Annotated in this window: 28 protein-coding genes; 12 read left to right on the plus strand and 16 right to left on the minus strand. The window is 58.9% G+C overall.

The window, feature by feature from the left end:
• Positions 1-113: 113 nt before the first annotated feature.
• From JIN84_RS22685 to JIN84_RS22700, 4 genes are all read left to right on the plus strand, one after another.
• Positions 114-1,607, plus strand: a complete 1,494-nt coding sequence (locus tag JIN84_RS22685; RefSeq protein WP_200353388.1) for a sulfatase — start codon at positions 114-116, stop codon at positions 1,605-1,607.
• A gap of 227 nt (positions 1,608-1,834) precedes the next feature.
• A complete protein-coding gene (locus JIN84_RS22690) occupies positions 1,835-2,344 on the plus strand; it encodes a hypothetical protein (RefSeq protein ID WP_200353389.1) in 510 nt (169 codons plus the stop codon).
• Between the two features lie 25 nt (positions 2,345-2,369).
• Entirely contained in the window at positions 2,370-2,873 is a 504-nt protein-coding gene (locus tag JIN84_RS22695) for a hypothetical protein (protein ID WP_200353390.1), read from the plus strand.
• Between the two features lie 183 nt (positions 2,874-3,056).
• Positions 3,057-4,892 carry a PA14 domain-containing protein gene (locus JIN84_RS22700; RefSeq protein WP_200353391.1) on the plus strand — a complete coding sequence of 612 codons (1,836 nt, stop codon included), beginning with the start codon at positions 3,057-3,059 and terminating at the stop codon, positions 4,890-4,892.
• 217 nt (positions 4,893-5,109) lie between these two features.
• Here JIN84_RS22700 and JIN84_RS22705 read toward each other — a convergent pair whose 3' ends face one another.
• The 6 genes from JIN84_RS22705 to JIN84_RS22730 all read right to left on the minus strand — a co-directional run bounded on the left by JIN84_RS22705 (position 5,110) and on the right by JIN84_RS22730 (position 10,414).
• On the minus strand, positions 5,110-5,841 hold the full coding sequence (locus JIN84_RS22705) for a purine-nucleoside phosphorylase (RefSeq protein WP_200353392.1): 732 nt from the start codon (positions 5,839-5,841) through the stop codon (positions 5,110-5,112).
• Positions 5,842-5,881: 40 nt separating this feature from the next.
• Complete coding sequence (locus JIN84_RS22710; protein WP_200353393.1) at positions 5,882-7,177, minus strand: aminopeptidase P family protein; 1,296 nt, start codon at positions 7,175-7,177, stop codon at positions 5,882-5,884.
• A 66-nt stretch (positions 7,178-7,243) separates the two neighbouring features.
• Positions 7,244-8,206: a hypothetical protein gene (locus tag JIN84_RS22715; protein WP_200353394.1), complete on the minus strand. Its 963-nt coding sequence runs from the start codon at positions 8,204-8,206 to the stop codon at positions 7,244-7,246.
• A 13-nt stretch (positions 8,207-8,219) separates the two neighbouring features.
• Complete coding sequence (locus JIN84_RS22720) at positions 8,220-9,092, minus strand: hypothetical protein (protein WP_200353395.1); 873 nt, start codon at positions 9,090-9,092, stop codon at positions 8,220-8,222.
• An 84-nt stretch (positions 9,093-9,176) separates the two neighbouring features.
• On the minus strand, positions 9,177-9,500 hold the full coding sequence (locus JIN84_RS22725) for a coiled-coil domain-containing protein (protein WP_200353396.1): 324 nt from the start codon (positions 9,498-9,500) through the stop codon (positions 9,177-9,179).
• A complete protein-coding gene (locus JIN84_RS22730; RefSeq protein WP_200353397.1) occupies positions 9,497-10,414 on the minus strand; it encodes a hypothetical protein in 918 nt (305 codons plus the stop codon). The genes JIN84_RS22725 and JIN84_RS22730 overlap by 4 nt, the downstream gene beginning before the upstream one ends.
• A 320-nt stretch (positions 10,415-10,734) precedes the next feature.
• On the opposite strand from JIN84_RS22730, the gene JIN84_RS22735 reads away from it, so the two are divergent.
• From JIN84_RS22735 to JIN84_RS22750, 4 genes are all read left to right on the plus strand, one after another.
• On the plus strand, positions 10,735-11,229 hold the full coding sequence (locus tag JIN84_RS22735; protein WP_200353398.1) for a DUF2383 domain-containing protein: 495 nt from the start codon (positions 10,735-10,737) through the stop codon (positions 11,227-11,229).
• Positions 11,230-11,236: 7 nt separating this feature from the next.
• On the plus strand, positions 11,237-13,048 hold the full coding sequence (locus JIN84_RS22740; protein ID WP_200353399.1) for an AI-2E family transporter: 1,812 nt from the start codon (positions 11,237-11,239) through the stop codon (positions 13,046-13,048).
• A 350-nt stretch (positions 13,049-13,398) separates the two neighbouring features.
• On the plus strand, positions 13,399-14,250 hold the full coding sequence (locus JIN84_RS22745; protein WP_200353400.1) for a transglutaminase-like domain-containing protein: 852 nt from the start codon (positions 13,399-13,401) through the stop codon (positions 14,248-14,250).
• Positions 14,251-14,262: 12 nt separating this feature from the next.
• A complete protein-coding gene (locus JIN84_RS22750; RefSeq protein ID WP_200353401.1) occupies positions 14,263-15,162 on the plus strand; it encodes a transglutaminase family protein in 900 nt (299 codons plus the stop codon).
• Between the two features lie 97 nt (positions 15,163-15,259).
• Here JIN84_RS22750 and uxaC read toward each other — a convergent pair whose 3' ends face one another.
• The 5 genes from uxaC to JIN84_RS22775 all read right to left on the minus strand — a co-directional run bounded on the left by uxaC (position 15,260) and on the right by JIN84_RS22775 (position 19,414).
• On the minus strand, positions 15,260-16,663 hold the full coding sequence (uxaC, locus tag JIN84_RS22755; protein ID WP_200353402.1) for a glucuronate isomerase: 1,404 nt from the start codon (positions 16,661-16,663) through the stop codon (positions 15,260-15,262).
• A 130-nt stretch (positions 16,664-16,793) separates the two neighbouring features.
• The gene (locus tag JIN84_RS22760; RefSeq protein ID WP_200353403.1) at positions 16,794-17,678 is read right to left on the minus strand and encodes a LysM peptidoglycan-binding domain-containing protein; all 885 of its coding nucleotides are present in this window, start codon (positions 17,676-17,678) and stop codon (positions 16,794-16,796) included.
• A 6-nt stretch (positions 17,679-17,684) separates the two neighbouring features.
• Positions 17,685-18,221, minus strand: a complete 537-nt coding sequence (locus tag JIN84_RS22765; RefSeq protein ID WP_200353404.1) for a hypothetical protein — start codon at positions 18,219-18,221, stop codon at positions 17,685-17,687.
• A 97-nt stretch (positions 18,222-18,318) separates the two neighbouring features.
• A complete protein-coding gene (gene acpP / locus JIN84_RS22770; RefSeq protein ID WP_200353405.1) occupies positions 18,319-18,561 on the minus strand; it encodes an acyl carrier protein in 243 nt (80 codons plus the stop codon).
• Between the two features lie 118 nt (positions 18,562-18,679).
• Positions 18,680-19,414: a hypothetical protein gene (locus tag JIN84_RS22775; RefSeq protein WP_200353406.1), complete on the minus strand. Its 735-nt coding sequence runs from the start codon at positions 19,412-19,414 to the stop codon at positions 18,680-18,682.
• A gap of 211 nt (positions 19,415-19,625) precedes the next feature.
• Between JIN84_RS22775 and fbaA the strand changes: the two genes are divergently transcribed.
• Positions 19,626-20,657 (plus strand): class II fructose-bisphosphate aldolase, encoded by a 1,032-nt coding sequence (gene fbaA / locus JIN84_RS22780; protein ID WP_200353407.1) that lies wholly within the window; start codon positions 19,626-19,628, stop codon positions 20,655-20,657.
• Positions 20,658-20,716: 59 nt separating this feature from the next.
• On the opposite strand, the gene JIN84_RS22785 is transcribed toward fbaA, so the two are convergent.
• The gene (locus JIN84_RS22785) at positions 20,717-21,445 is read right to left on the minus strand and encodes a hypothetical protein (protein WP_200353408.1); all 729 of its coding nucleotides are present in this window, start codon (positions 21,443-21,445) and stop codon (positions 20,717-20,719) included.
• Positions 21,446-21,569: 124 nt separating this feature from the next.
• Between JIN84_RS22785 and JIN84_RS22790 the strand changes: the two genes are divergently transcribed.
• Positions 21,570-22,346, plus strand: a complete 777-nt coding sequence (locus JIN84_RS22790; RefSeq protein ID WP_200353409.1) for a VC0807 family protein — start codon at positions 21,570-21,572, stop codon at positions 22,344-22,346.
• 26 nt (positions 22,347-22,372) lie between these two features.
• Here the strand turns inward: JIN84_RS22790 and JIN84_RS22795 are convergent, their stop codons facing one another.
• On the minus strand, positions 22,373-22,906 hold the full coding sequence (locus JIN84_RS22795; protein ID WP_200353410.1) for an SLOG cluster 4 domain-containing protein: 534 nt from the start codon (positions 22,904-22,906) through the stop codon (positions 22,373-22,375).
• A 112-nt stretch (positions 22,907-23,018) separates the two neighbouring features.
• A complete protein-coding gene (locus JIN84_RS22800) occupies positions 23,019-23,303 on the minus strand; it encodes a 4a-hydroxytetrahydrobiopterin dehydratase (protein ID WP_200353411.1) in 285 nt (94 codons plus the stop codon).
• Positions 23,304-23,436: 133 nt separating this feature from the next.
• On the opposite strand from JIN84_RS22800, the gene JIN84_RS22805 reads away from it, so the two are divergent.
• Positions 23,437-23,880 (plus strand): hypothetical protein, encoded by a 444-nt coding sequence (locus tag JIN84_RS22805; RefSeq protein ID WP_200353412.1) that lies wholly within the window; start codon positions 23,437-23,439, stop codon positions 23,878-23,880.
• Positions 23,881-23,983: 103 nt separating this feature from the next.
• Entirely contained in the window at positions 23,984-24,664 is a 681-nt protein-coding gene (locus JIN84_RS22810; protein ID WP_200353413.1) for a L,D-transpeptidase, read from the plus strand.
• A 104-nt stretch (positions 24,665-24,768) separates the two neighbouring features.
• On the opposite strand, the gene JIN84_RS22815 is transcribed toward JIN84_RS22810, so the two are convergent.
• Both JIN84_RS22815 and msrA read right to left on the minus strand, forming a co-directional pair.
• Complete coding sequence (locus tag JIN84_RS22815) at positions 24,769-25,107, minus strand: FtsB family cell division protein (RefSeq protein WP_200353414.1); 339 nt, start codon at positions 25,105-25,107, stop codon at positions 24,769-24,771.
• A gap of 108 nt (positions 25,108-25,215) precedes the next feature.
• On the minus strand, positions 25,216-25,848 hold the full coding sequence (gene msrA, locus JIN84_RS22820; protein ID WP_200353415.1) for a peptide-methionine (S)-S-oxide reductase MsrA: 633 nt from the start codon (positions 25,846-25,848) through the stop codon (positions 25,216-25,218).
• Positions 25,849-25,851 lie beyond the last annotated feature (3 nt).

A 25,851-nucleotide genomic window follows, 5' to 3' on the forward strand; every position in this document is an offset into this window, starting at 1 on the left:
TGGTAACTGAAGCACCGTCCGATTTTCACCTCTCCTCCCCCAGAAACAAACCATTCCAGCCGCCCACGGCAGAATATCGAATCCACCATCTCCAACGACACGTCCGACCGACCATGAAAAAAGCCGCCTGTCTCATCGCCCTCCTGGCCCTGCCACCCCACCTCGGGGCGCAGGAAAAATCAAAACCCAACGTCCTTCTCATCTGTGTGGACGATCTCAAGCCCACCATCGGCGCGTATGGAGACAAGCTGGCGGTCACACCGAATCTCGACCGCCTCGCCGCCCGCGGCATGCGTTTCGACTACGCCTATTGCAACCAGTCCGTCTGCTCCGCCTCGCGGAACAACCTCATGCTCGGCTCGCGCAGCACCTCGCTCGGCATCTACGACCTCTCGCAGAACTTCCGCAAGGCGGTGCCGGATGCCGTCACCCTGTCGCAATATTTCATGAACAACGGCTACCGCGCCGAAGCCGTCGGCAAGATCCTCCACTCCGGTCATGGCAACAGCGACGACGCCGCCTCATGGTCCGTCCCGACCATCACTGAAAAAGTCGTGGAATACGCGGACCCCGCCAGCTCCGCCGGGGGCAGGCTGACCCGCGAGGAGGCCTATTTTTCAAACAAGGAACTCGGCCGCATCGGCCAGCTTCCGAAAGGCGCCGCATGGGAGATCGCCGATGTCCCGGACAACGCCTACTCCGACGGCCGCATCGCGGATGAAGGTATCAAGCGCCTCCAGGCGGCGGCGGAACGGAAAGGCACGCCCTTTTTCCTCGGCATCGGCTTCACCAAGCCGCACCTGCCCTTCACCGCGCCGAGGAAATACTGGGACATGCACGACCCCACGAAATTCAAACTCGCAGAAAACACCAAACCACCCCAGGACGCTCCACCTCTCGCTGGAAAAAAAGGCGGGGAGATCACCAACTACGAACCGATCCCGGACAACGGCAAGGTCGACGATGAGAATGCCCGCAAGCTCATCCACGGCTACTACGCCGCCACCAGCTACATGGACGCCCAGCTCGGCCGCGTGCTTGATGAGCTGGACCGCCAGAAACTCTGGGAAAACACGATCATCGTCCTCTGGGGCGACCACGGCTGGCATCTCGGCGACCACGGCTACTGGACGAAGCACACCAATTACGAGCAGGCCAACCACATCCCGCTGCTCATCATCGCCCCCGGTATGAAACCCGGTTCCACCCGCCAGCTCACCGAGACCGTGGACATCTACCCTACGGTCACCGAGCTTGCTGGATTGCCAAAACCTTCCGTTCCGCAGCCCATCGACGGAGTCAGCCTCATTCCCGTGCTCAAGGACCCCTCCGTGAGACTGCGCGATCACGCCTACCACTGCTTCCCGCGTGGCGAGGGCCGCATCGGCCGGGCCATCCGCACCGAGCGCTACCGCTTTGTCGAGTGGAAAGTCCCCGGAGCCCCCGCCGACACCGCCAAGCTCGAACTCTACGACTACAAGGAAGACCCCACCGAGAAACAGAACCTTGCCACGAAGCAACCGGAAGTCGTCAAGGAGATGCAAGCCATCCTCGCCCGCCACCCCGAAGCCGAGCCAAAGCCGCTGGCACGGAAGGAAAAGAAGTAAGCTCCCCCGGTTCACCAGCTACCTGAAGCAGCCAAGTCGGAGGGTCTGACTCAGGCTGACCCGGCAGCAACGGCGAAGTTTCCCAGGACGCCATCCAGGCACGATCCCCCCCCCCGACAAAGGGGGCGGGATCGCATTGTCATCCCCCTCCCCCGAAGAAGTCCCCTATTCCGCGTTTGGACTGGCCATCATCGCCCGGATTTCCCACGTTCGAGCGTTCACCGGAAATGCGTGCCGCCCTCATCCCATTGCTGATCGGTCTCTCCCTCGCTGCCTGCAAACAGGAAGGTCTCGATTCACGCGCGGCAACTCCGGTTTCCGAAACCCGGGTTCCGGAGAAACCAATGATCCGATCCATTCGCTCTGTCGGCACGGATGACGCATTCGGGGTGATGTTGAACGGAGATCGTGCCACTTTTTCGCAGGGATCCGCGAAATCCAACAGAATCAATCTACCGTATGCCGAAGGTTTGAAGATACTCGAAGATTTCTACGCCATTCCCGGCATCGAGGCATACCGGGGCAAAAAATCCGACAACCGGCAGACCTCCATCCACCATCTCATCCATGTTTACGACGAAATGCCCGAACGCTATTCCGAGGAATGGGTGGACTATGTCATTCCGAAGGACAAGGTCGCGGGAAACCCGCCTCTGGCGAAATGGTTCGCGGCGATAGACACCCTCCGGGAACGTGCCGGCAAGGGCGGCGATGCATCCCGCCAACCGGCTCCGTGACAAGCATTCAATCACAAACCTGATCATGAAATACATTGTCCATAGCAGGATCGGAGGAACATCGCTGGTCCTCCTTGCGTTCGCCTGCTGGCTCTGTGCCTCAGCCCTGATTCCCCGGGTCTCGGATTGGTATTTCGTGGCCACCTACTCCATCGCAGCATCCGCGTTTTTCATCGTCGGCTGTTTTCTCCCCGAGTATCGCGACAAACGTTACATCCTTGGCCGCAGGTCGGTTCTTCAGTTGATGGCGACTTTTTTCGGGCTTGCTGGCATCTCATCCGTCAACACCGGCCTGGTTCAAGCGACACGACATTCGTCAACCTGGCTTCCGTCGGTTTTGTGCCTCGCATCCTTTGTCATTCCGTTTGGAATTTATCACATCGCGACTTTTTTGGTACGCGGTATCCACGCTCCGGTGCGATATGCGGCCGATCATCCAGGAATAGTTCCCGTCGGCCCGGCCAAGCCCGGCTCTTTGGGACAGGAAGCCACCCCAGCGGATCCATGTCCTCTAAAAGGGAGGCGATGACATTCCCATGAAATGACCGAGATTCTTGGCGGCCTCCACGCGTCTTTTGAAAAAATCCGAGAAGCCGGTTTAGCCGACCATGACGTCCCATGTCCCCCATTTCAAACTTGCCCGTATTCCCGCGCCCGACCACCTTGTGAATCCCTGCGTCCGACCTGGCGCATCACGCCCATTTTCATTTCCATGAAACCTCTTCACACCCTCTTGCCGCTGTCCCTCGCCATGACCTTCATCGCCAGCGCGAAGCCGCAGTCCGCCTTCCACAACCCGCTCTACCAAGGAGAGGATCCATGGGTCATCCGTCACGAGAACAGCTACTACATGTGCAGTTCCGGACCGTCGGAGCCGACGGCCGTCTATGTTTCCAAGTCCCCCACCCTCACCGAGCGCGGGGAGAAGGTGAAGGTCTGGGAGGATGGCGACAACTACCGCCGCGTCTTCGCTCCGGAGCTTCACTTCATCCAGGGGAAATGGTACATCTACTTCTGCGCGGACGTCAGATCCGAGGGCTGGAAGCACATGGCCGTCGTCCTGCAGGCGAATACGGACAACCCGCTGGACGGATTCACCAACAGGGGCGTGCTCTTCACCGGGGACGAGCACGGCAACGCGCAGGCGAACGACATCACCGTGGTGACGTACAAGGACCAGCTCTACGCCTTCTGGGGATCGCTGGCGGACAAGATCGTGGAAGGTGCCGTGATGGCTCCGATGGACAGTCCCACCAGGATCACCGCTCATCGCAAGGAGATCGGACTGCACGCCGAGGGTCCGCGTGCCATCCTGAGGAACGGCAAGCTGATCATGACCGGCGCCGAGGGAGGATTCGCCTCCAAGGACTACCGGCTCTCCGCGCTGATCTATTCCCCGGACGCCGGACCCATCGATGACAAGAAATCGTGGAAACCCCTGGGCACCCTCCTGAAAACCACCGACGATGTCTGGGGACCATCCCGCGCCAGCTTCACCACCTCTCCGGATGGCAAGGAGAACTGGGTGATGTATCACTCGAAGATCTTCAACGCCGACGACAACGGCATGCGCGCCATCAACATCAAGAAGTTCACCTTCAAGGAGGACGACACGCCGGACTTCGGCACGGCTGCCAGCCCCACCTCCTTGTTGGAAAACCCCTCCGGCGATCCCGGCATGGGCGAGCTCTACGAAGCCGAGGACTGGCAACTCTCCGGTGACGCGGCGAAGGCATCCACCAACAAGAACTTCACCGGCACCGGCTACGTGGACGGCTTTTCCAAAAAAGGAGCCAAAGCCACCTTCACCGCGGACGTCCCGGCGGCGGGTGTCTATCGCGTGATCCTCCGTTACGCGAATGGTGTGAAGGTCGAGGGAGAACAACAGTCGTTCCCGAAAATCTATCCCCCCGCCCAAAGCACGCTCTCGCTGTATGTGAACGGGGCGAAGATCAAACGCACCCAGTTCCACCGCACCACGAACTGGGATGTGTGGATGTTCCAAGGGGAAAATCTCCAGCTCAAGGCCGGGAAAAACGAGATCGCCTGGCAGAATGACGAGGGCGACGTCGGCCAGGTCACGCTGGACTCCGCCGCAGTCGCGAAAAGCTCCACCCCAATCCACGGTCTGACCGGCAGCTACTACAACAACCGCGACCTCACGGACCAGAAACTCACCCGCCTTGATCCTGAAATCTCCTTCAATTGGGGCAATGGTTCGCCGGACCCGTTGATAGAAAACGACACGTTCTCCGTCCGCTGGGAGGGATTCATCACCCCGCTTTATTCCGAAACGTATACCTTCCACTCCAAGTCCGACAACGGCCGCAGGCTGTGGATCGACAAACAGCCCGTCATCGACAAATGGCTGGATGACTACGACCAGACCTACACCGGAACCATCAAGCTCGAGGCCGGAAAAAAATATCCCATCACCTTCGAATACTACGAGGACGGCGGCGGAGCGAACACCCGCCTCGAATGGTCCAGCGAAAGCCAGCCAAGGGAGGTGATTCCATCCGGAAGACTCGAACCCGCAGCAAAATAACAACCGGAGGGTCCGACTCCGGCTGACCCGTTCTGCGACGGCGCAACATCAAACCGGGAAAAACTCCGTGTCCGATGATGACTGGACATCCATATCTTCCGCCATCAACGCTCATCCACATCAACGGCCGGCGATTTCCCGGCCTTCACACCCGTTTCACCGACCGGAGATCCGGCCACCCGGATAGCCGGAGCACAAACAACCAAACCCTTCTCCCTCACCGCTTCTCCCCCAACACCTGCTTCAGGAGCGAGGCCATCTCATCCGCCGCCTGCCTGCCGGTTTCCAGCACTCCCTTGTGATCCAAATGGGCTCCTGTGAGTCCAGCTGCCCAGTTCGTCAGACACGAAAAGGCCACCACAGGGATTTTCAGCGAACGTGCCTGGATGGTTTCCAACACGGTGCTCATGCCCACGGCGTCGGCCCCCATGGACTGGAGCATGCGGATTTCCGCGGGAGTTTCATATTGCGGACCACGCAGGCCCGCATACACGCCTTCATGAAGCGTCATGCCGGAGACGATCGCGGCGGTGCGGAAATCGGCGCGGCATGCGGCGTCGTAGGCCACGGACATGTCGGTGAAATCAGCGCCTGCGAGCGGCGATGTCGCGGTGAGGTTCAGATGATCGCTGAGCATCATCCATGTGCCGGGAGCGAAGGCGTTGTTCATCGTGCCGGCGGCGTTGGTCAGGATGAGTTTGTTGATTCCTTGTGCCACCATCCAGCGTATCCCTGCGGTGACCTGTCGCGCGTCGTAGCCTTCGTAGAGGTGGAGCCGGCCTTTCATCAGAAGCACGGATCTGCCGGCGAGTTTGCCAAAGACAAACGCTCCCGCATGTCCCGGCACGGAAGATATGGGAAGCCCCGCTTCCAGGAACGGAACCTCCCTTTCAATCTCCACCGCATCCGCCAACGCCCCCAGCCCCGATCCCGATACTATGCCAATCATGGTCCGGCATCTCTAGCAGGTCGCAGGCCGATTTCGAACATCAGCGGCCGGCATTCATCAATTCCTCAATTTCCTCCGCCTCTATCGGGATGTTCCGCATCAGGTCGAAGTTGCCGTCCTTGCCGATGACCACATCGTTTTCCAACCGGATGCCCATGTTCTCTCCTCGGATGTAGATACCCGGCTCGATGGTGAACACCATGCCTTCCGCGAAAGGTTCGTGCGGCGGACAGACGTCGTGCACGTCCAGCCCCAGATGGTGCGAGGTGCCGTGCATGAAATATTTTTTCACGAGAGCCTTGTCCGGCCCTTGGGCAGCCGCCTCCTTCGCAGAGAAAAGCCCCAGATGGACAAGCTCTCGCTCCATCAGCTCGATGACCTGCTTTTGGTATTCCATCGGCGTGTTGCCGGGACGGAGGATGCCGTTCGCTCCGTGGAAAACGCGCAGGACGGAGTCATACACATCCCGCTGGCGCTTGGTGAACCGGCCGTTCACCGGCACGGTCCGGGTGAGGTCGGACGCCCACCCCGCATACTCGGCGGCCACGTCCATCAGAACCATGTCGCCATCCTGACAGATCTTGTCGTTTTCCACATAGTGGAGCACACACGCGTTTTTTCCAGTGCCGATGATGGGAGCGTAGGCGAAACCACGCGACCCCCGGCGGACAAACTCGTGCAACAACTCGGCCTCGATCTCCCATTCCCCCACTCCGGGCTTGATGAAGCCCAGCAACCTGCGGAATCCGGCCTCCGTGATGTCGCAGGCGCGCTGGAGCTGTTTGACCTCCTCCTGGTCCTTCGTGATCCGCAGGCGGTGGAGCAACGGAGCGAGGCGCTCGTAGCGGTGCAGCGGGTAGCGCGACTGGCAATCCTTGATGAAGCGCGCGTTCGCGGTCTCCACCACGACACTGGCGCGGAGATGCTCGTTGGTCGCCAGATAGATGTGCTCCACCTGCGGAACCATGCGGTGGAGGAACCCGTCGAACGAGCCGGACCACTCGATGCGTTCGACACCCGTGGCGGCACGGGCCTGCTCCTTGTTGAGTTTCTCTCCTTCCCAGATGGCGATAAGCTCGCTGGTCTCCTTGACGAAGAGGATTTCCCGTTCATTCGGATCCACCGCATCCGGCATGAGAACGAGCGTGGTGTCCTCCTGATCGACGCCGGTCAGATAGAAGAGATCGCTGTTCTGTTTGAACGCCATCGTGCCGTCCGCATTGGTCGGATAGATATCGTTCGCACGGAGAATGACCATGCTGTTGGGCTTGAGCAGGCCGCGGAGATTTTCGCGGTTACGGATGAAAAACGCTGGAGAAATCGGTTCGTATCGCACGGGTGGACTTCACGCGAAGCAACGCGGCAGGGCAATCCGGATTTTCGAGGATTGCCGAAATGACAGTCAGAACTCCGGTTCCGGCGCAAGGAGAGTGTCATTGGGGGAAACCATCGCCAAATCCGACTTCGCCATCGCCAATGCCGCCCGCGCGTTCTTGAGTTCCGCGCTCAGTCTCTTCGCCTTCGCATCCCATGTCTCAAGGCTGCCGGGCACTGATTTGCTGCCGTAATTCGAACGGGAGGAAGCTTCGGCATGGTCGGCGACGAGCTTGTTGACCTTGTTTTTCCAATTCCTCACATTCTGCCGGAGATTGCTTCGCTTGAGATTCTCTTCCGCCAATCTCGCCCGCCGGACATCACGCTCGCCGGAAGGAGTTGCTTCAGCTTCTGTTCCGGTCTTTGCCGTGTGGGCGTCGAAGTTTTCACTCTCCTTCTTCAATCGCAACCGGCGTTCCTCGTCATTCCATTGGAAACGATCCTGGAATTTCGGATCCAGCTCGGGTCCCTGGACTCTCGCGATGCCATCCACATGGTTGATTTCCAAACCAACATCCGTCACCCGGCGGATGACGGCCTGCTGGTAGGAACGTCCGCTGCGGAGCGTCAGCGTGCCCAGGTTTTCACCCACTGCGGCAAGCCATGTCGCGGTTCGGTAATCCGCCCGATAATCGGAAAATCTGCCGTCCAGCGCCGTCACGGATGAAAGCGCCTCATCACGGGTTTTCACCAATTCCGCATGGCGGAGGTTCAAACCGTCACACTTCGAAGTCAGTTCCTTATGACTCCGGGAGTCCGCATGGAGTTTCGTTCCATACTCGACCAGCCGTTGATTGCCATCTTCCAGCTTGTTCTTCAACTCGGAGATTTCCGCATCGCTGAGTTTGACCTCCCGCCGCAGTTCGGCCACGCCGCTGGAGAACTGGAAACGCCGGTCCATCAGCAGGGAAAGCCCCACCGCGGCCATGACCAGAACGATCAATCCCACCATGAAGGTGAACAACCCCGAATGCTCGTCGGAAGATAGCATCTGTGAGAACGAGTTAAAGCGATGCCCTCATCAGCCGGATCTCGTCGCGAATCGCGGCGATCTGATTCTGCTTCGATTTGATGGTACGGTTGAGAGCTTTTGTCTTGTCGAGACCAGGACCGCCGCTTTTCGGTTTACCAGCCAACCGGTCGATTTCGGCGCCGAGCGCACGGATCTCAGCCTGAAGCGCGTTGATATCCGCTTCTTTGCCTGCAATCTGGCGCCGCCTCTTTTCCTTATCGAGCAGGGCTTCACGCTCACGCTGCTTGCCCATTTCAATCTCGGCGAGCTTGTCCGCCTCCAGCACGTCCTTATTGTGGGTCTTCCGAACCGTTTCCTCGTTCGCGATCTCGGCCTCCTTCTGGGCCGCATCGAACTGATAATAGTCCTGCATGTCGGCCGGAAGATCTTCGTAATCAACCCGCTTCTGACCTTCTTCGTGGCGGATCTGAATACCGATCGCCGTCACGTCCCTGATCATGACGCCTTTATAAACAACGCCCTTTTGCGTCACAAGCTGCTCCATCTCCGTTCCCTTCGCCTTGCTCCTCACATAAGCCCGGTATTCGTCCTTATATGCATCGAATGCTTTTCTCTTTTCGACGATCTCCGCTTCGGTCGCCTTTTCCTTGTCCGTCAGGGAAACGATGTTCTGCTGGAGAGTCTGGCTTTCCACTCCCAGGCGGGAGACCTCCTTCGAGTCCTTCAAACGCTGCGGAGTCAGGTCCAGCTTCTGCTGCCCCTTGTCGATGCTCATGCGATAGCTGTCGATTTCCTTGCCCTGTTGGACGATGAGCGCCTCGTCGGACAGTTCTCCGCCTTGGAACCCTTCATCGAAGGCAAACATGAACAAAACACCAAATCCGAGCAAAACCGCCAGAGCCATCACCATCCCGATCACTCCGGGACCGCGACCGCTCGACATCATATCACTGAAAGACATATCTGTATTGAATTAAAGATTGGGGGGTTATTTAACCTGATATTTCAGCTTGTAGGTGTCGAACTCGGCCTGGAGGGATTTTTTCTTGGTCTCCAGGGCCGCGATCTCCGTTTCGAGAGCGGTCACCTCGCCTGTCTGTTTCTCGGACAGCTTCTTGGCCTCGGCCAGTTGTTCCGAAACATCAGGAGGAAGACTCTTGAGCTTTTCAGTAATCAACGCGAGCTCACCTTTCAGACGGGCGATTTCGGCCTTCTGTTTTTCACGTTTTTCGACAAGTGCGGGATCACTGCACGATACGCAGCAAAGGGCGACAATCACGGCAAGACTGCTGGAGCGGATGGGGAATTTCATGGAACGTAAGAATTGTAGGGCCTGCCACTCAGGGTGCTCGACTCGCGTGCCGCCCTGCCAGCCCCCACCCGGATGGTTCCTCGGGATGGATAATAGCAGCGGCTGACCACCGGCGCACAGTAATTGTATGAGCGGTAATAAGTGGGCCTGGAATAAGAGCGATAGGTGCGGGAAGAACGATAATAGGTTGAATCTCCCACGGAAGATGACCGGGAAAACGGACCGGTGTCCGCCGAAGCTGTCTGGCTCGCCAACAGGTTGGTCCTCGCACGGCTGGCGGCGAGTTCCACCTCTAGCGCGGCGTCCGCCTCCTGCTTTTTCTTTTCCATATTGGAAGCAAGGCGGGCATCCACCCATTTTTCGTATTCGGCGGCGTTTTGAACTTCTTTTTGGTGAGCCGCGATCGCCAGATCCTCCTCCAGTCCGAAAAGCCAACGCTGCCTTACGTCCAGATCTTGAAAGCGCAGTCGCGCGGAGCCATCCGAATGACGGATTGTTACTCCAGAATCCGTGATGGCTGAGACGGACACATTTTCAAAACTCCGCCCGGAAGCCAGGACCATTTTATCGAAGGATTTGCCAATGGCCCGCTGGCGCTGGCCGTGAATCATGTCATTCCGGAAAACCGCCCACTGCTCCTGCAGGGATTCCACCTCCGCGGCAGCCAGAACCTTCTTGGATTCCAAAGACCTCCGCAATGTCGCCGTCTTTTCGGTAGCGGCGCGAATCTTCTCAAGATCTTCAAATTCGGAGCCGAGCAACCGGTCAAACCGGTATTTTGCGAGCTCCACCTGCTGGGCCAGCTCAACCCGTTCCTTTTCAGCGCCCCACCACGCCGCTTGGCGCTCGCCTTGATCGCAAGCCCCCAAGAAGAGAGAAATCACTGCCAGAGAAGCGGTTGGGATGATTTTCATATGATTAAAAAAAGGGGGTATCTGAATCAGATTGATAATATTTCACTCGGTGGGGGTCAATCAAATTAGGCAGAATCCGTACCGAGCCGCTTTGAGACCTGAAAAAAGAGATGCCGTATTTCTACTGGGATAATTACGCATTTTTTCAAGATTGAAAAGAAACCATTTCGGCACATTTTTTCATGATGTCCGGAATGGAAGCCAGTCCCGGCAACCATTGCGAAACGCAACGAAAGCCGGAACCGGTGTTGCAAAATCAGTGACTTCGATAGACCCTGTTAGTTCCATTCAAGCGATTTTTGCTTGGCACCTTTCCTGCGATGGAAATCCCGTTCGATCCCGCAGCACCCATGTACCACACCGCCCACATCCATGACCGCTGTATTTGCATTTGCAATCGGCTCCTGCGGGGGGAGCTGTCGGCCGTCGAGACTTACACACAGGTCATCGACAAATACACCCATTCGGATGCGGACGAAATCCTCAGGCAAATCCGCAAGGATCACTCCCGTTCCGCAAACCTCCTTTCCGCCAATGTCCGGGACATGAGTGGTGAGCCGGAAAAAAATTCCGGAGCTTGGGGACTTGTCGCCACGGTCGCGCAGGGAGCTGCCAATCTGTTCGGCCCTCGATCCGCCATCGAGTCTCTTTTGAAGGGAGAGGAAGCGGACCGCGACGACTACGAAAACGCCTTGTTGGATGAGAACGTGGGGCCGGAGTGCAAGGAGCTCATCCGGGAAGACCTGCTCCCGGCCGTGCTGCACCATGTCTCAACACTTCAAGAGCTGGTGATACGGAACGAACACGAATCCTGACCCTCTCATGACACCTCCGACAAAAAAAGTCCCCACAGCCGAATCTCTGGCAACCATTTCGAACGTATTGCTCAGCGCGGCCATCATCGCCGCGCTGTATTTCGGTCGGGAACTGCTGGTGCCGCTCGCGCTGGCCGCCTTGCTGACCTTCATGCTCACACCGTTGGTGAACCGGCTCCAGAGATGGATCGGCAGGATCGGAGCCGTCCTGAGCGTGGTGGCGATGATGTTCGCCGCCACCGGAGTCGCCGGCTGGGTCCTCACACGGCAGGCGGTGGATCTCGCGAACCAGCTCCCCGGATATAAGGAAAACATCCGTGCGAAGCTACGCTCCATTCAAATACCGAATGAAGGTCCGTTCACCAGGATTTCCGAGACCATGGAGGAGCTGAAAAAAGACCTCCCAGGATCCGGCAACTCCGAAACCCGTCTCAAACCGGAAGCCCTGAAAAAAGAAGACCAGCCGCCCATGCCGGTGGAGGTGGTGAGCGGCCAGGACAAGCGGGTGGAATTCGTGCAGGAGGTTGTCACCCCGGTTTTAGGCCCGTTGGGCACGGCGGGCCTGGTGGTGTTGTTGCTGGTCTTCATGCTGCTGCAGCGGGAGGACCTGCGAAACCGGATGATCCGTTTGATCGGCCAAGGACGCATCAGCGCGACCTCGAGGGCGATGGACGACGCCGGATCGAGGGTCTCGAGATACCTGTTCATGCAGTTGGTCGTGAATGTGACCTACGGGATCCCGGTGGCGATAGGATTGTATTTCATCGGAGTGCCGAACGCCATCCTCTGGGGCGCGCTCTCCACCGTCCTGCGTTTCATTCCTTATGTGGGTCCGTGGATCGCGGCCGGATTTCCCATCCTTCTGTCGCTGGCGGTGTCCCCCGGATGGATGGCACCCATGCTGACCATCGGCCTTTTCATCGGCCTGGAGCTCTTCAGCAACAATGTGATGGAGCCGTGGCTGTATGGTTCGAGCACGGGGGTGACGCCCATCGCCCTGATCGTCGCCGCGCTGGTCTGGACCTGGCTGTGGGGTCCGGTCGGGCTGGTACTGGCCACCCCCTTGACCGTCTGCCTCGTCGTAATGGGCCGGCACATCCCGAGGCTGGCGTTTCTCAGCATCATCCTGAGCGATGAAGAACCGCTCACTCCTGCGGAGGAATGCTACCATCGACTCCACCGTGCCGGGGAGCACGATGAAATGGAATTGGTGGACCACTATCTGAAGGCGAACTCCACCGCCTCCTTGTTCGATTCCGTGCTTGTCCCCGTCATCACCGCCGCCGAGACAGACCATCGGGCGGGACTTCTGGAGACCGAGCAATTGGATTTCATCGAACGCGGACTGGGCGACATCCTCAACGAACTCGAAATGCGGGATGAGGTGGATCTGCGGGATTCGGAAAAGGAAATGACCGCCGCCGTCTGCATCGTTCCCGTCAGGGCCCATCGTGACCAGCTTGCCGGAGAGATGCTTGGCCACCTCCTGCGGAAAGGCGGCCACACCGCCCAGAATGGTTCCGCGAAAATGGTTTCCGGGGAGCTGGTAGGCTGGGTTCGCGAATCCCAGCCAGACGCGGTCTGCATCTCCGTGGTCGCCCCCAGTTCCAGCAGCCAGGCCCGCTACCTTTCAGCGAAGCTGCGCGCGAGTTTCCCTGCATTGAAAATCATCGTCGGTTTATGGGGCGCGGGAGAAAAGACCGCGGAAGTCACCTCACAACTTCGTGAAGCGGGAGCGGACGATGTCGTCACCACCATGGCGGCCGCGGTTGAGAGACTGGCTTTTCATGTGATCCGTCCCACCGAGGCAGTCGCATGAAAGTGGTCCGCGCATTATGCAATCCATCGTTGATGCAGCTTGCTCATCTCTTGCGTAGGCGTCGCGTCAAAAAAACATGCATATCATTGTCAGACAATGGATAACAACCTATCCACCTGATGGCACATCACCTGCGAACCAGTTGATGTTATGAAAACAAACTCCAATCACAAATCGTCGGTTGCCCGTCATTTCAAACATCAATCCGGAAAAGTGGGATGGATCCTGCTTTGGTTGATCGGTGTTCCGGTGCCGGTCCTGCTGGGACTTTTCCTCATCCGCGGTTGTACATGAGGTCTACCGTCAGGTTCCACCACCCGGTTTCTCATTCTCCCCACAACCCGACTCCCATGAATTTCCACGTCACCTGCGAACTCGACTACCTGCTCCACGGTCCGGCCACCTTCCTCTTCGCTGTCAAATGCATCGAAACCGGTGGCCAACATATCGCCAAAGAGGCATTGTCAGTTGATCCGTTTGTTGAAATCGAAGAATTCACCCTGACGGGTGGCATGAACCGGTTCTCCCGCTTGAAAACCCTGAATCCGGGAAACTTGAAAGTCTCATACCAAGCGGACGTCAGCAATTCGGTGCGTATCGTCCCGGTGGATTCGCTCCATGTGGACAGCCCTGGAGATCTCGCACCGGATGCGATCCCCTTTTTATTTCCAAGCCGTTACTGCCAGTCGGATCGAATCAGGGAAAAAGCCCAGGAACTTTTCGGCCATCTGGGCAGCCCTTATGCCATCGCCTCCGCTGTCAGCGACTGGATCCATGAGAACATCGCTTATGTGAGCGGGAGCTCCGGGGAAACCTCATCCTCCATCGACACGTTGGACCAGCGGCAAGGCGTGTGCAGGGATTTCGCCCACCTCGCCATCGCTTTCTGCCGCGCGCTGAATGTCCCGGCCCGCTACGCCACCTGTTACGCCTATCAGTTGCAGCCGCCGGATTTCCACGCCTGCTTCGAGGTCTTCATCGACGGATGGTGGTATATCTTCGATGCCACCCGCCTGGCTCCCCTCAACGGACTCGTCCGCATCACCACCGGCCGGGATGCGGCGGATACCGCGGTCTGCACCATCTTCGGCAATCCGGAACTGACGCTCAGCGTGGTGAAGTGCGAGTGCCTGGATCCGGCTTTCACCCCTGTCACGCGGGACAGCCTGGCAAATGCGGGTGAGGCGATCGCCCTCCTGTAGCAAAACCTTCCCATGAAAATTTTCAATGCCCCGCCGGAAACGTGGGAGCGGATCCAACTGATCCACGAAACCAGCTACACTTACACCCAGCCGGTCCGTTTCCTGACCCATCGGCTGGTGCTACGACCGCGCGAGGGACACGATATCCGGCTCCACTCAATGAGTCTGACGACAAATCCGCCATCCCAGATCCGCTGGCACAGGGACCTTCTGGACAACTCCATCGCCGTCGCGACCTTCGAGGAAACGGCGGACGAATTGCGGATTCACAGCGAGTTCACCATCAGCGTCCCGCCGGCAGCGGTTGAAAAGGCTCCGCCGATCTATGTTCCCCATCCCTCCCTGGTGTCCGGCATCGAACAACTCGCCGCCACGCCGTATCTCCAATACATCTACCCGCCGGAGGCCGGGCAACTCCGCCAATGGTTTTCCTCAACCGGCCTCGCGCCCTCGCCCGGGACTAACAGCGCGATTTTCGACGATCTTGCCATTCTGATCCACCGCGTCATCCGCTACAACAGACGCGAGGAAACGGGCGTGCAATCCCCTTCTGAAACGCTGCGCCTCGCTTCCGGTTCGTGCCGCGACATGGCCGTGCTGATGATCGAGACCAGCCGCTCGCTCGGTTATCCCGCCAGATTCGTGAGCGGCTATCTGGAAAGCGCGAACTCGAAGGTCGGCCGCGGCTCGACCCACGCCTGGGCGGAAGTCTATCTCCCGGACCACGGGTGGACCGGCTACGATCCATCCATTGGCAAGCGCGTCGGTCCGGGACACATCGCCGTGGGGGTCAGCCATCACCCGCGCGGGGTGATGCCGGTGACCGGCGGCTTCAGCGGGCTTTCCGGTGTGGGCAGCTCGCTGAAGGTCAACATCACCACCACGCGGCTGCCGCCAGAGTCGCCGCAATAAGTGGAATCCGTTTCGTATACATCTCTTCCGCCGGAGGAGCGACGTTGTCGCCGCTCCTCCTGATCCCGGCCATGACAGCCCGGATTCGTTTCATGCATCAGACATCAAACCCGAAATGCCTCTTGGCATTTCCGAAACAGATATCGCCTACAAGTTTCGAAAGCGCCTCGAAGTCATCCGGCAGTTCTCCCCGGTCGGCCTCTCCGCCGATGAGGTTGCAAAGGATCCGGCGGAAATATTCGTGGCGGGGGAAGGACAGGAACGACCTCGAATCGGTCAGCATGCCCACAAAGCGCGAGAGCAGTCCGGTCGCGGAAAGTGCGTCGAGCTGGAGTTCCATCCCGTTTTTCTGATCGAGGAACCACCAGCCGGAACCGAACTGGATTTTCCCCGCGACAGTCCCGTCCTGGAAGACTCCGGTGAGGCAGGCAAAAAGGTAGTTGTCCCGGGGATTCAGGTTGTAGAGCACGATCTTCGGCAGCGAGTCGCTGCTGGCCAGCGCGTCGAGATACGAGACCAGCCCTTCGCCCTGACGGGTGTCGCCGATGGTGTCATAGCCCGTGTCCGGCCCGAGTTTTCCGGCCATGCGCGAATTGATGTTCCGGAACGCTCCAAGATGAAGCTGCTTGGTCCAGCCCTTCGCCGCATCCAGTTGGCCGAAGAAGACCATGAGATAGAATGAAAACTTCTCCTTTTCGTCCGCGGACGCCGCCTTGCCCGAACGGGCGCGCTCGAAGATCATCGCCGCCTCCTCGTCCGTGCAACGCTGGGCAGGCAGGCAATCCATCCCGTGGTCCGACAGGCGCGCGCCCGCCTCATGGAAATCGTCATGCCGCTTCTGTAGCGCGGACAAGAGGTCGGACAAATGGACGATGGAGGTGTTCGCCGTGGCCTCGAGTTTCGCCAGCCATGGATTGAGCAGGTCCGGGCGATCCACCAGCATCGCCTTGTCCGGGCGGAAGGTGGGGACGACCAGTGTCTTCAAGTCCGAGGCGGCGATGGCCAGGTGGTCATCAAGTGAATCCGCCGGGTCATCCGTGGTTCCCACCACCCGCACATCAAATTTGTTCAACAGCCCGTGGGTGGAGAAATCCGCCTCCGCGAGGGTGGCGTTCGTGCGGTCCCAGATCTCGTCCGCGGTGGCTGGTGTCAGCAGCTTGTCGATGCCGAAGTAGCGTTGCAGTTCGATGTGCGTCCAGTGGTGGATGGGATTGCGCAGCGTGTAGGGCACGGTCTCAGCCCACGCCTGGAATTTCTCGCGCGGAGTTGAGTCACCCGTGATCAGATCCTCGTCCACACCGTTCGCACGCATGAGACGCCACTTGTAGTGGTCTCCACCGAGCCAGATGTCGGAGATGTTCGCCCAGCGGTGGTTGGTGGCGATTTCCCGGGGGGAAAGGTGACAGTGGTAGTCGATGATCGGCTGATCCTTCGCAACTTCATGGAAGAGCCGGCGGGCCGTCGGAGAGTAGAGCAGAAAGTTTTCGTCAAGGTATGCCATTGCGCCTCTATTCCACCCGGCCAGCCGCCCGGGGCAAGAGATAAAATGGAGTAATGCGGAAAGCCGGCCGCGCCGGCTCAGCTCAACTGTGGGATCGGAGAAAAGCGCGGGAAGTCCAACCGCCTCGTCATCAGCGGATCTCCACCTCGTTGCCCACCCGGGTCAGCAGGCTGATCTCCTCCATGTCCTGCGAGCGGATGACGATGCCCCGGGGGGCGTCCTCACCGGCGCCGCTGGCACCACGGATCTGGAGGGTGGGCTTCGCGAGTTGGATGACCTTTTCGGCAGCCCGGTAGTCCTTCGACTGCGGCTGCACGCGATGGCCGTCGAGTTCGGCGGCTTTTGAAGCGATGGTGGTCTTCCCCTTCGCCGGCGGGGTAGCGGCCATGTGGAGAATGGGATACTCGCGGACGAACTTTCCATCATCCCAAACGGAGATCGATTTGCGCTGCGGCTCGATGAGCAGGCGGAACTCGAGCGGCATGACAATGAGCTCCTCGCCGGGCTGGATGTTTTTCAGCTCCATCATGCCATTCAGGAACATGATCATGTCGAGCGTGGTCTTGTATTGGCTGGCGATGCCCAGGAAGGAGTTCCCCCTCTTGACGATGTGGGATTTTTTTCCCTCCATCCGCTTGGTCGAGAGGATTTCATCAAGGTTCATCTCTCCGACGATGCGCCGGGCGGTGGGCGCGGCAGAGGAGGTCGGGTAAACGTTGACAATGGCGGTGAGCTTTTCGCGGGCTTCGGCGAGCTCGCCGAGAGCGAGCAGCTCATGGGCTTTCTGGAAGGCCTTCTCACCGGGATCGATGTCCGGAAGCTCGGTGGAATCAAGCATCTTCGCGAAGTCGGCGTCCGGCTGCGTGCCGATGACTTCGGCCGGGTTCGGGATGATTTTCGCAAACAGCCCGTCAAGCGGCGCGACGAGGATGTGATAGGCCAGGGCTCCCGTGAAGGCCATGACGACCATGACACCCAACGCGGCGAATAGCTTGAAAACCGTCCAAAGGCTCATGGGAGATCAGATAAGTCCGCGGCGCTTGAAATCAAAGGCATTGATCTCATGGGAGCGGAGGATCATTTCGAAGGAGAATTTGAGAATGGAGATTTCCCACGCGTCGTCCACACCCTCGATGACGGCGCGGGCGGGATTTCCCGTCTTGCGGATGTCCTCCAGCACGCGCTCGCGCACGGAGTCCAGGGTGTCGTGGATGATTTCCTCGTGAACATGCCCACGCTTGAACTGGAAACCATATTGGAGGAACGCGAGGTCCTTGCCCTCGGCCCGGAGTTTTTCCACCAGTTTGTCGAACCGCGCCCGGGCGGACGGGTCGAAGCCTTCCAGCTTCACCTCGTTATAGGCCGCGGGCCGGAGGATGCGCGGGCGCATGGCCTCCACCTCCCCGGTGCGGATGCGGACCTCGCCGGCACGGTCCATGAGCTCGCTGATGAGCTGGAACTCGAAACGCGTCTCTCCGAAGGTATCAATGCGGCGGTCCGGCTCGTGAAGAACCTTGGTGGTTTCCAGCGCGTATTGAATGTCGTCCGGTGTGTGCATGTGCGGTGAATTGTCACCCGGCTGTGGCGAATTGCAAAGAAAAGGGCGGACACCTTTCTAGGAGCCCGCCCTTTCACAAAGCGTCCGCCTACCGCTATCAGGCTTGCTGGCTGGTGATGTAGGTGACGACGTCACCGACAGCCTGGAGCTTCTCAGCTTCTTCGTCCGGCACTTCGATGTCGAACTCCTCTTCGAATGCCATCACGAGCTCGACGGTGTCGAGTGAATCGGCGCCGAGATCTTCGACGAATTTTGCTTCGAGGGTGACTTGATCAGCGTTGACGCCAAGTTGGTCCACGATGATGTCCTTTACACGGGCTTCGATACTTTTTTCTGACATGAGTTGCTATAGTTGAGGGTTGGGGTTGGCGTTGGGCTTGGTTATCGCTTGCTGACGGCACTTGGCAACCTCGAAAACGAATCGGAAGGCGGAAAAGCGCGGGCGGCGGAAATTTCGGTCAGCCGGGCTTCGTCTCCCCGTCAGCCGGGGTATTTTCCGTGACGCGGGCGTATTCAATGATTTCCCCGGAAAAATGTGCCCGGATCCGCTGCATCAGGCGTTCGGCCGGCTCGTCCTGCTCTTTTTTGAATCCACCGTAGGTGAGGCCGTCGATGCGGATCCTCCCTTTCCCGGAAGCGCCGTCGTAATCGATGAAGGCGAGCCCCTTGGTCTCCCACTTGCGAAGGTCGAGTTTTTTCAAATCCCCGAACGGCACGCGCCTGCCCTGCTGGGTGGTGACGGCCTCGCCATCCACGGAAATCGTGCGGCGGAGGGTGCGGAGAAGGATGAACGCGGCGACCAGCGAGAGCGCTGAACAGATGTAGAAGACGATCCATTGCTCGCGGATTTTCTGTGCGGTGTAAGCCTCTTCCGGCGGTGAGGCGGCAAGACCGTGCTCCTTGGAATACTCGCGCCACAAGATGTTCCATTGCAACGGCTTCATTCGCTCATAGTCGTGCAGCACGGCGGGCCACGGCATCGGCAGCTTAATATCCGCGGGCAGCACGTAGGGATCTTCCGGAAACAGGACGGACTGCTTCTCCGCATACGCCTTCCACTCCGCGGCGGTGAGCGTGCCGCCGGCGTTCATTTTGGAGAAATCCTCCTTGGCGGCGCGTTCGAAGGTCTTGTTGAGATAAAACACCTCGTTCTTTTTCCGGTAACCGGTCAGACCGTCCTTATAGAACAGCACGGAAAAAACCCCGAACATGAGCAACATCACCACCGCGCGGAGGAGAAACCAGGGCGTGGGCTTACAGACGATTGTTTCGGACGGAGTCATCGGGCTGGTCAAGAAACAACCCGGATGAGGATCGGTTGGCAAGCCACAAGCCGCCCGTTGCGAGGATTTCCCAGTATTCCCGCTTGTCCTTCCGGTACGGGTTCGTTATGGAATCCGCCCCATGCCAATCGCAACTCCTGAGCAATACGCCGCCATGCTGGACGCCGCCCAAAAAGGTGGCTACGCCTACCCTGCCATCAACGTCACATCGCTGCCCACCATCAACGGCGCGCTCAAGGCGTTTTCCGAAGCGAAATCCGACGGGATCATCCAGGTTTCCACCGGTGGCGGCGAGTTCGCCTCCGGCACCGGCGTCAAGGACGCCGCGTTCGGCGCCATCGTGCTGGCCGAAGCCTGCCACCTTCTCGCCGAGAAGCACAACGTGCTCATCGCCCTCCACACCGACCACTGCCACCCGAACAAGGTGGAAGGCTTCCTCAAGCCGCTCCTCGAAGCCTCCCGCAAGCGCATCGCCGAAGGCAAGGGCCCTCTTTTCCAATCCCACATGTTCGACGGCTCCGTCGTCGACCTGAAGGAAAACCTCGAAATCTCCAAAGCCCTCCTCAAGGAGTGCGCCGAACTCGGCATCATCCTGGAAGTCGAAGCCGGCTGCGTCGGCGGTGAGGAAGACGGCCACGACACCTCCGGCCTTCCTATCGAGAAACTCTACACCACGCCTGCGGACATGGTGGAGGTTTACGAAGCCCTCAAGCCCATCGGCCGCTTCCTCTTCGCCGCCACCTTCGGCAACGTTCACGGTTCTTACAAGCCAGGCGCGGTGAAACTCAAGCCATCCATCCTCCGCGACGGACAAAAGGCGGTCACCGACAAATACGGCCCTGAAGCCGAAATGGACCTCGTCTTCCACGGCGGCTCCGGCACATCCAGCGAGGACCTCCAGGAGACCCTCGACTACGGCGTTGTGAAGATGAACATCGACACCGACACCCAATACGCGTTCACCCGCCCGATCGTCACCCACATCTGTGCGAACATCGAAGGCGTGCTCAAGATCGACGGCGAAGTCGGCGACAAGAAGAACTACGACCCGCGCTCCTACCTGAAAAAAGGCGAGCAAGGCCTCTGCGCCCGCATGAAGGAAGCCTGTGACGACCTCAAGTCCACCGGCAAGACGATCTTCGGAACCGTCTGATCTCATTCATTCTATTGATTCACGAAAAGGCGGCTTCCTCACGGAGGCCGCTTTTTTCATCAGCGGCTGATCACGTAGTAACTCCCTTGGCGGTGGTTCTGGAAAGCGAGGGCCGTCGGCGACCAGGTGATCCACTTCAAAACCGCCCGGTTCTTCATGACGATCACTCCATTGAGCACATCCGCCGCGCGGCCGGCCGGAGTCATCCACTCCGCGGGAGTATAAATAATGCGGCCGGTATTCCCCATCTGTGACGAACTGGCTAGGTCGGGCACATCATTTTTTGTCAGCAGGCGGAACTTGGGAAGCGTCTGGACCAGGGTTTCCGGGCGGAACTGCTTGCCTTGATTCCACGGAAACAAGGCCACGCAGAAAATTTCATCCGGCTTGGGAAACTCCATGTCGGCAAGATTCTTCTCCGGCCGCGGGCACTCCAACTTCGCGCGGACCGGTTTCGCCAACCGATAATACGTCGACCGATTCGCGGAATCCACGACCAGCAGGTAATCCGGCGAACGGGTTTCGAAGAACAGCACCGACTTGTCCTTGAGCACGATCACCCCATGCTGGGTAGCGGCGGTTTTGTGGGATGGGTAATCTACCATCGCGGCCCGGTCGATTTCCCGATAGTCGGGAAGGCCCGTAAAAATGAAATCACGCGAAACGAGGTTGTGCTCAGGAGGCGAGTAAATGCCAATGGAGAAGACATCCTCCCGCGCGGGCAGCGCGGCCCAAAGAGAAGAGGCGGCTTGGAAGGCGGCGGAAAGAAGGATGGCGGATTTTTTCATGGAATTAACCATAGGGAACGAAGGAGTTTCCATCGGGTTATCAAGAGAAACTTTCAAATCGGATTCGCAGCGGTTTTTCTCATTTCCACGGCAACGCGGGACTGCTTGTCTCCTTGGCAGCAACATGTCCGACAAAAAAGCACCGCAAGAACATCCGCTCGCGAACATCCTGATCAACGTCGTCATCCCGGTGTTGGTTCTCAGCTACCTGAGCAAGGATCCCGCGCTGCAGGAGAAGCTCGGAAAGGTCGCGCGTCCGTGGCACATCGGGCCGGTCTATGCGATGGCCGTCGCGCTCGCGCTGCCGCTGGGATACGGCATATGGGCATTCATCAAGACCAGGAAGTTCAACTTGTTCTCCGCTCTGGGCTTGATCTCGGTGCTTCTTTCCGGGGGCCTGACCATCTACCTCTGGAACAAGGACGGAACGGTGAAGCCGAACGCCGGCCTGCTTTTCGGCATCAAGGAGGCGCTCATCCCGCTGGTGCTCGGCATCGCCATCCTCACCTCCCACCGCACCGCCTCACCGCTGATCCGGGTGTTTCTCTACAATGACACCATCTTCGACATCCCGAAGATTGAAAACCGCGTCGCGGAGATTTCCGCACAGCCGGCGTATGACCGGCTCCTGCTGGGTGCGACGAAACTCTTCGCCACCTCGTTTTTCCTCAGCTCCCTGATGAACCTCGGCCTCGCACAATGGTTTTTCCGGGGCTTCGATGCGAACGCGGTGGACGCCCTCGAAAAATACAACACCATCATGGGCAGCATCACAGGCTGGGGATTCGCCGTCATCGGCGTGCCCATCCTGATATTCCTCTTCTTCACCCTCCGCCGTCTCCTGAAAGGGCTGGAGAACCTGACGGGTCTCAAGGAAGACGAACTGATGCTTCCCAGATAAGGACCGGTGGATCACAGATCCCGTCCTCAGACTTCCACAAAGCCCAGTTCGAGCAACCGTGTCCGCAGTTCCTCCACCGATCCCCAAGGAAGGATCGGCGAATTCCCTCGTTCGTCGGGAGGATTCCTCTCAAGTTGGTCCGACCATCCGCCGCAACCCGTGAGTGGCAGCAGCGGGCGATGATGGAGCCACGCAAGGCAGACCTCCGAGATCGTCCCCGCGCGACCGCCGATCACCAGGCAGGCGTCGCCCGCCAGCGCCATCAGAAGATTTCTCGCATCTCCCATGCCGCAGGGAATCAGCACGCTGCACGGCCAGTCTTCCAAACCGATGTCATCCGAAGGAACGATGCTGACCACCGTCCCCCCTGCCCCGAGCGCACGCTCCGCGGCCACCCGTGTGGCCGGACTGCCGCAACCGCTGACCACCGTGATACCGAGCGTTGCGAGAAGCTCTCCTGCGGCGGCGGCCAGTTCATAAGCCTGGGAACCCGGTTCCGCGCTTCCCAGAACGCATACCTGACGGGGACGTGATCGAATGGCGGCGGCGGTGTCGGACATGCCTCCAACAAAACCGGCGATCCCGCCCCCGGGCAAGGACATAGGGACCAAGCCACAAAAAAGCAGCGCGGTCGCGGAGACCGTGCTGCGTGGAAATGGATTCCCTGTCGGATCAGTCCACCAGATTGTCCACCCGCTGGGCGAGTTCGACATCCAGATCCGTCACTCCGCCCGCGTCGTGTGTGGTGAGCTTGAGCGTCACCTTCGTGTGCTTGATGGTGATGTCCGGATGATGCTGGGCTTCCTCGGCGATCTCGGCGAGGTCGTTGACAAAATCAATCGCATCCATGAATTCCTCGAACTCAACAGTGCGGGTGATGGATTTTTTTTCGTAGTCCCACTCTGGGCATTTTCTCAATGCTGCGGTGAGATCATCATCTTCAAGAAGTTCTGACATGGGATTAAATCGGGGCAACGTTCGGGGGAAGATTGCTGCGTCGGATTCACAGTTGGCAAGCTCGTTTCCGCGGAGAATGAAAATGATGTTTCAGAACATTGCATCCTGGCATGGCTGCGGGTAGCTTGGTCCCATGAAACCGATCTTCATCGCGTTGTTCGCGGGCTGGGCGTTCACCTCCTGCGCGCCGTCCACTCCACAGACCCGCATTGAAAAAAATCCCCAGGCGTTCGCCAGGCTGAGCCCGAAGCAGCAGGATCTGGTAAGGCAGGGACAACTCGCACCCGGCATGTCCCCGGAAGCCGTCGTGCTCGCATGGGGAAATGCGGAGCAGCGCTATGAAGGATCGCGGAACGGCAGGCCCGCCGAACGGTGGGACTACGTCGGCTCGCGCCCCGTTTACTCCGCCGACCTTTTCACAGGCTACGGCCCCTACGGTTACGGTCCGTATGGCTACGGCCCTTATTCGCATTACGGCTACGGCATCGGCCCGGACGTCGCCTTCGTCCCATACCGCATCGGCTCGGTCTGGTTCACAGGCGGCAAGGTGGAGTCGTGGGAACGGGTGCGGCAGTAGTGGGGGCGGATGCCCGCCGGTCATGGACCACCGGACACATCCTCATCCATCCGGCTTGCAATCTCTCCCGCATTCGTGATTCTTCATGGCAATTCAAAACACCATGAATCTCAAACTATCCCTCATCCTCGCGGCCGCCGCCGTGTCGGCCATGTTCTCCACTTCCTGTACCAGGATTCCAAACGGAGGCATCGGACTGGCGGCTTACCACCAATATGACCTCCCAACCAAACTGCCCGCCAACCCCTCCGCCGTGCGGGTGAAGGTGTCGCTCAGCAAGCAGCGCACCTATGTCATGGAAGGTTCGCAAATCCTGCTCGCCATGCCGGTGTCGATCGGCACACCGAGCACCCCCACGCCAAAGGGCAACTTCACCATCTTCAACAAGGAGCACAAGCATCGCGCGAACACCCACGGCTACGCCTACAAGGGCGATACCACCGTGCAGACCATGCTCAGCAAAAAGCCGGCCGGCTACTCATTCAAGGGCACTCCGATGCCCTACTGGTGCGAATTCAAGCCAAACTACGGCTTCCACACCGGTTGGGTGAAGCACCAGCCCTGCACCCACGGCTGCATCCGCATGCACGAGAATCTCGCCCCGAAATTTTTCCGCCTCGTCAAGGTGGGCACTCCGGTGAACATCGCCTATTCCCAGCCTGAAGATTCCGTCGTCGGCAATATCCCGCTGCCTCCCGATGCCGGCCCGCTGCCTGATTATGGCGGCAAGATGTATACCGGTGATGGCTACTTCCACCAGCACTCGACGCCGAAATACGATTGATCGTCTGACACGGACCGCGCTTTTCAAAGACCCTGCCAAGACCGGCGGGGTCTTTTTTTTGCCCATGAGCGGCGGCATGCCTGATCCGGAGTTCCCCAGGTCGCCTAGTCGCGGCGGAATTTCAGGACGCGTTCGCCGGGGCGGTAATAGTCGAGGCGGTCGCGGGCGTGGATTTCCAAAAATTCGGGATCCTCCCGCAAGGCGCGATATTCGATCTGGTGATACTCGCGCTCGGCAATCGCGGCCCGTTCACGTTGCTGGGTCTCCTTGAGTTTTTCCTCAAGCTTTACCAGATCCCGGCGTTGGGGAAACGCCGTGGCGACAACGACGAAGCCGATCGACACACAGAAGGCCACGAACGAGAGCCGGAAGGCCCCCTGGATGGCCCGTGTGCGGGCCTCCAGACGCTTGAGCTTCACTCCTGTGACAGATCGTTTTGCCATTACCGGCCCAAGGAGTTCCCGAAAAAAGTCAAAAAGTCAAGAAAGCTGAAACAATCCCACGAAATTCCCAGGGAACGATCCGCTTCATTCCACCGCCGCAAATACCGCTCAGTGGTCGAGCTTCAGTTTCTTCAACTTGGGCTCGATGACGAAACGGCAGTAGGGATTTTTCGACTTGTTCTGGTTGTAATAGTTCTGGTGGTAGTTCTCCGCCGGATAGAACTCGCCGGCCTTGGTGATCTCCGTGACGATGGGATCCTTGAAATTCGCCTGTGCGGCGGTTTTCGAGGCCTCGGCGGTCTTCTTCTGCGCGGCGGAGTAATAGTAGATCGCCGAACGATACTGCGTTCCAACGTCATTCCCCTGGCGGTTGAGCGTGGTGGGATCGTGAAGATCCCAGAACCAGGCAAGGACCTTTTCGTAGCTGATCTTCTTCGGATCGAACACGACGTGAACCACCTCGGCATGCCCCGAGTCGCCGGTGCAGATTTCCTCATAGGTGGGATTTTTCGTTTTGCCGCCCATGTAGCCGGAGGTGGAGGAAATGACGCCGTCGAGCTGGCGATAGGCTGTCTCGATACACCAGAAGCACCCCGCTCCGAGTGTGGCGACTTCCGCACCCTCGGGGACTGCGGGCATTTTGGCTGGTTGTTTGTCGGTTTCGGACATGACTTTTTCGGGTTCGCAGGAAGCTAACGAGGGAATGAGAAACAGCAATGCGAGGGCGAGGCGGCGGTTCATGAT

Origin of the sequence: Luteolibacter yonseiensis (assembly GCF_016595465.1) — a bacterium.
Taxonomy (GTDB): domain Bacteria; phylum Verrucomicrobiota; class Verrucomicrobiia; order Verrucomicrobiales; family Akkermansiaceae; genus Luteolibacter; species Luteolibacter yonseiensis.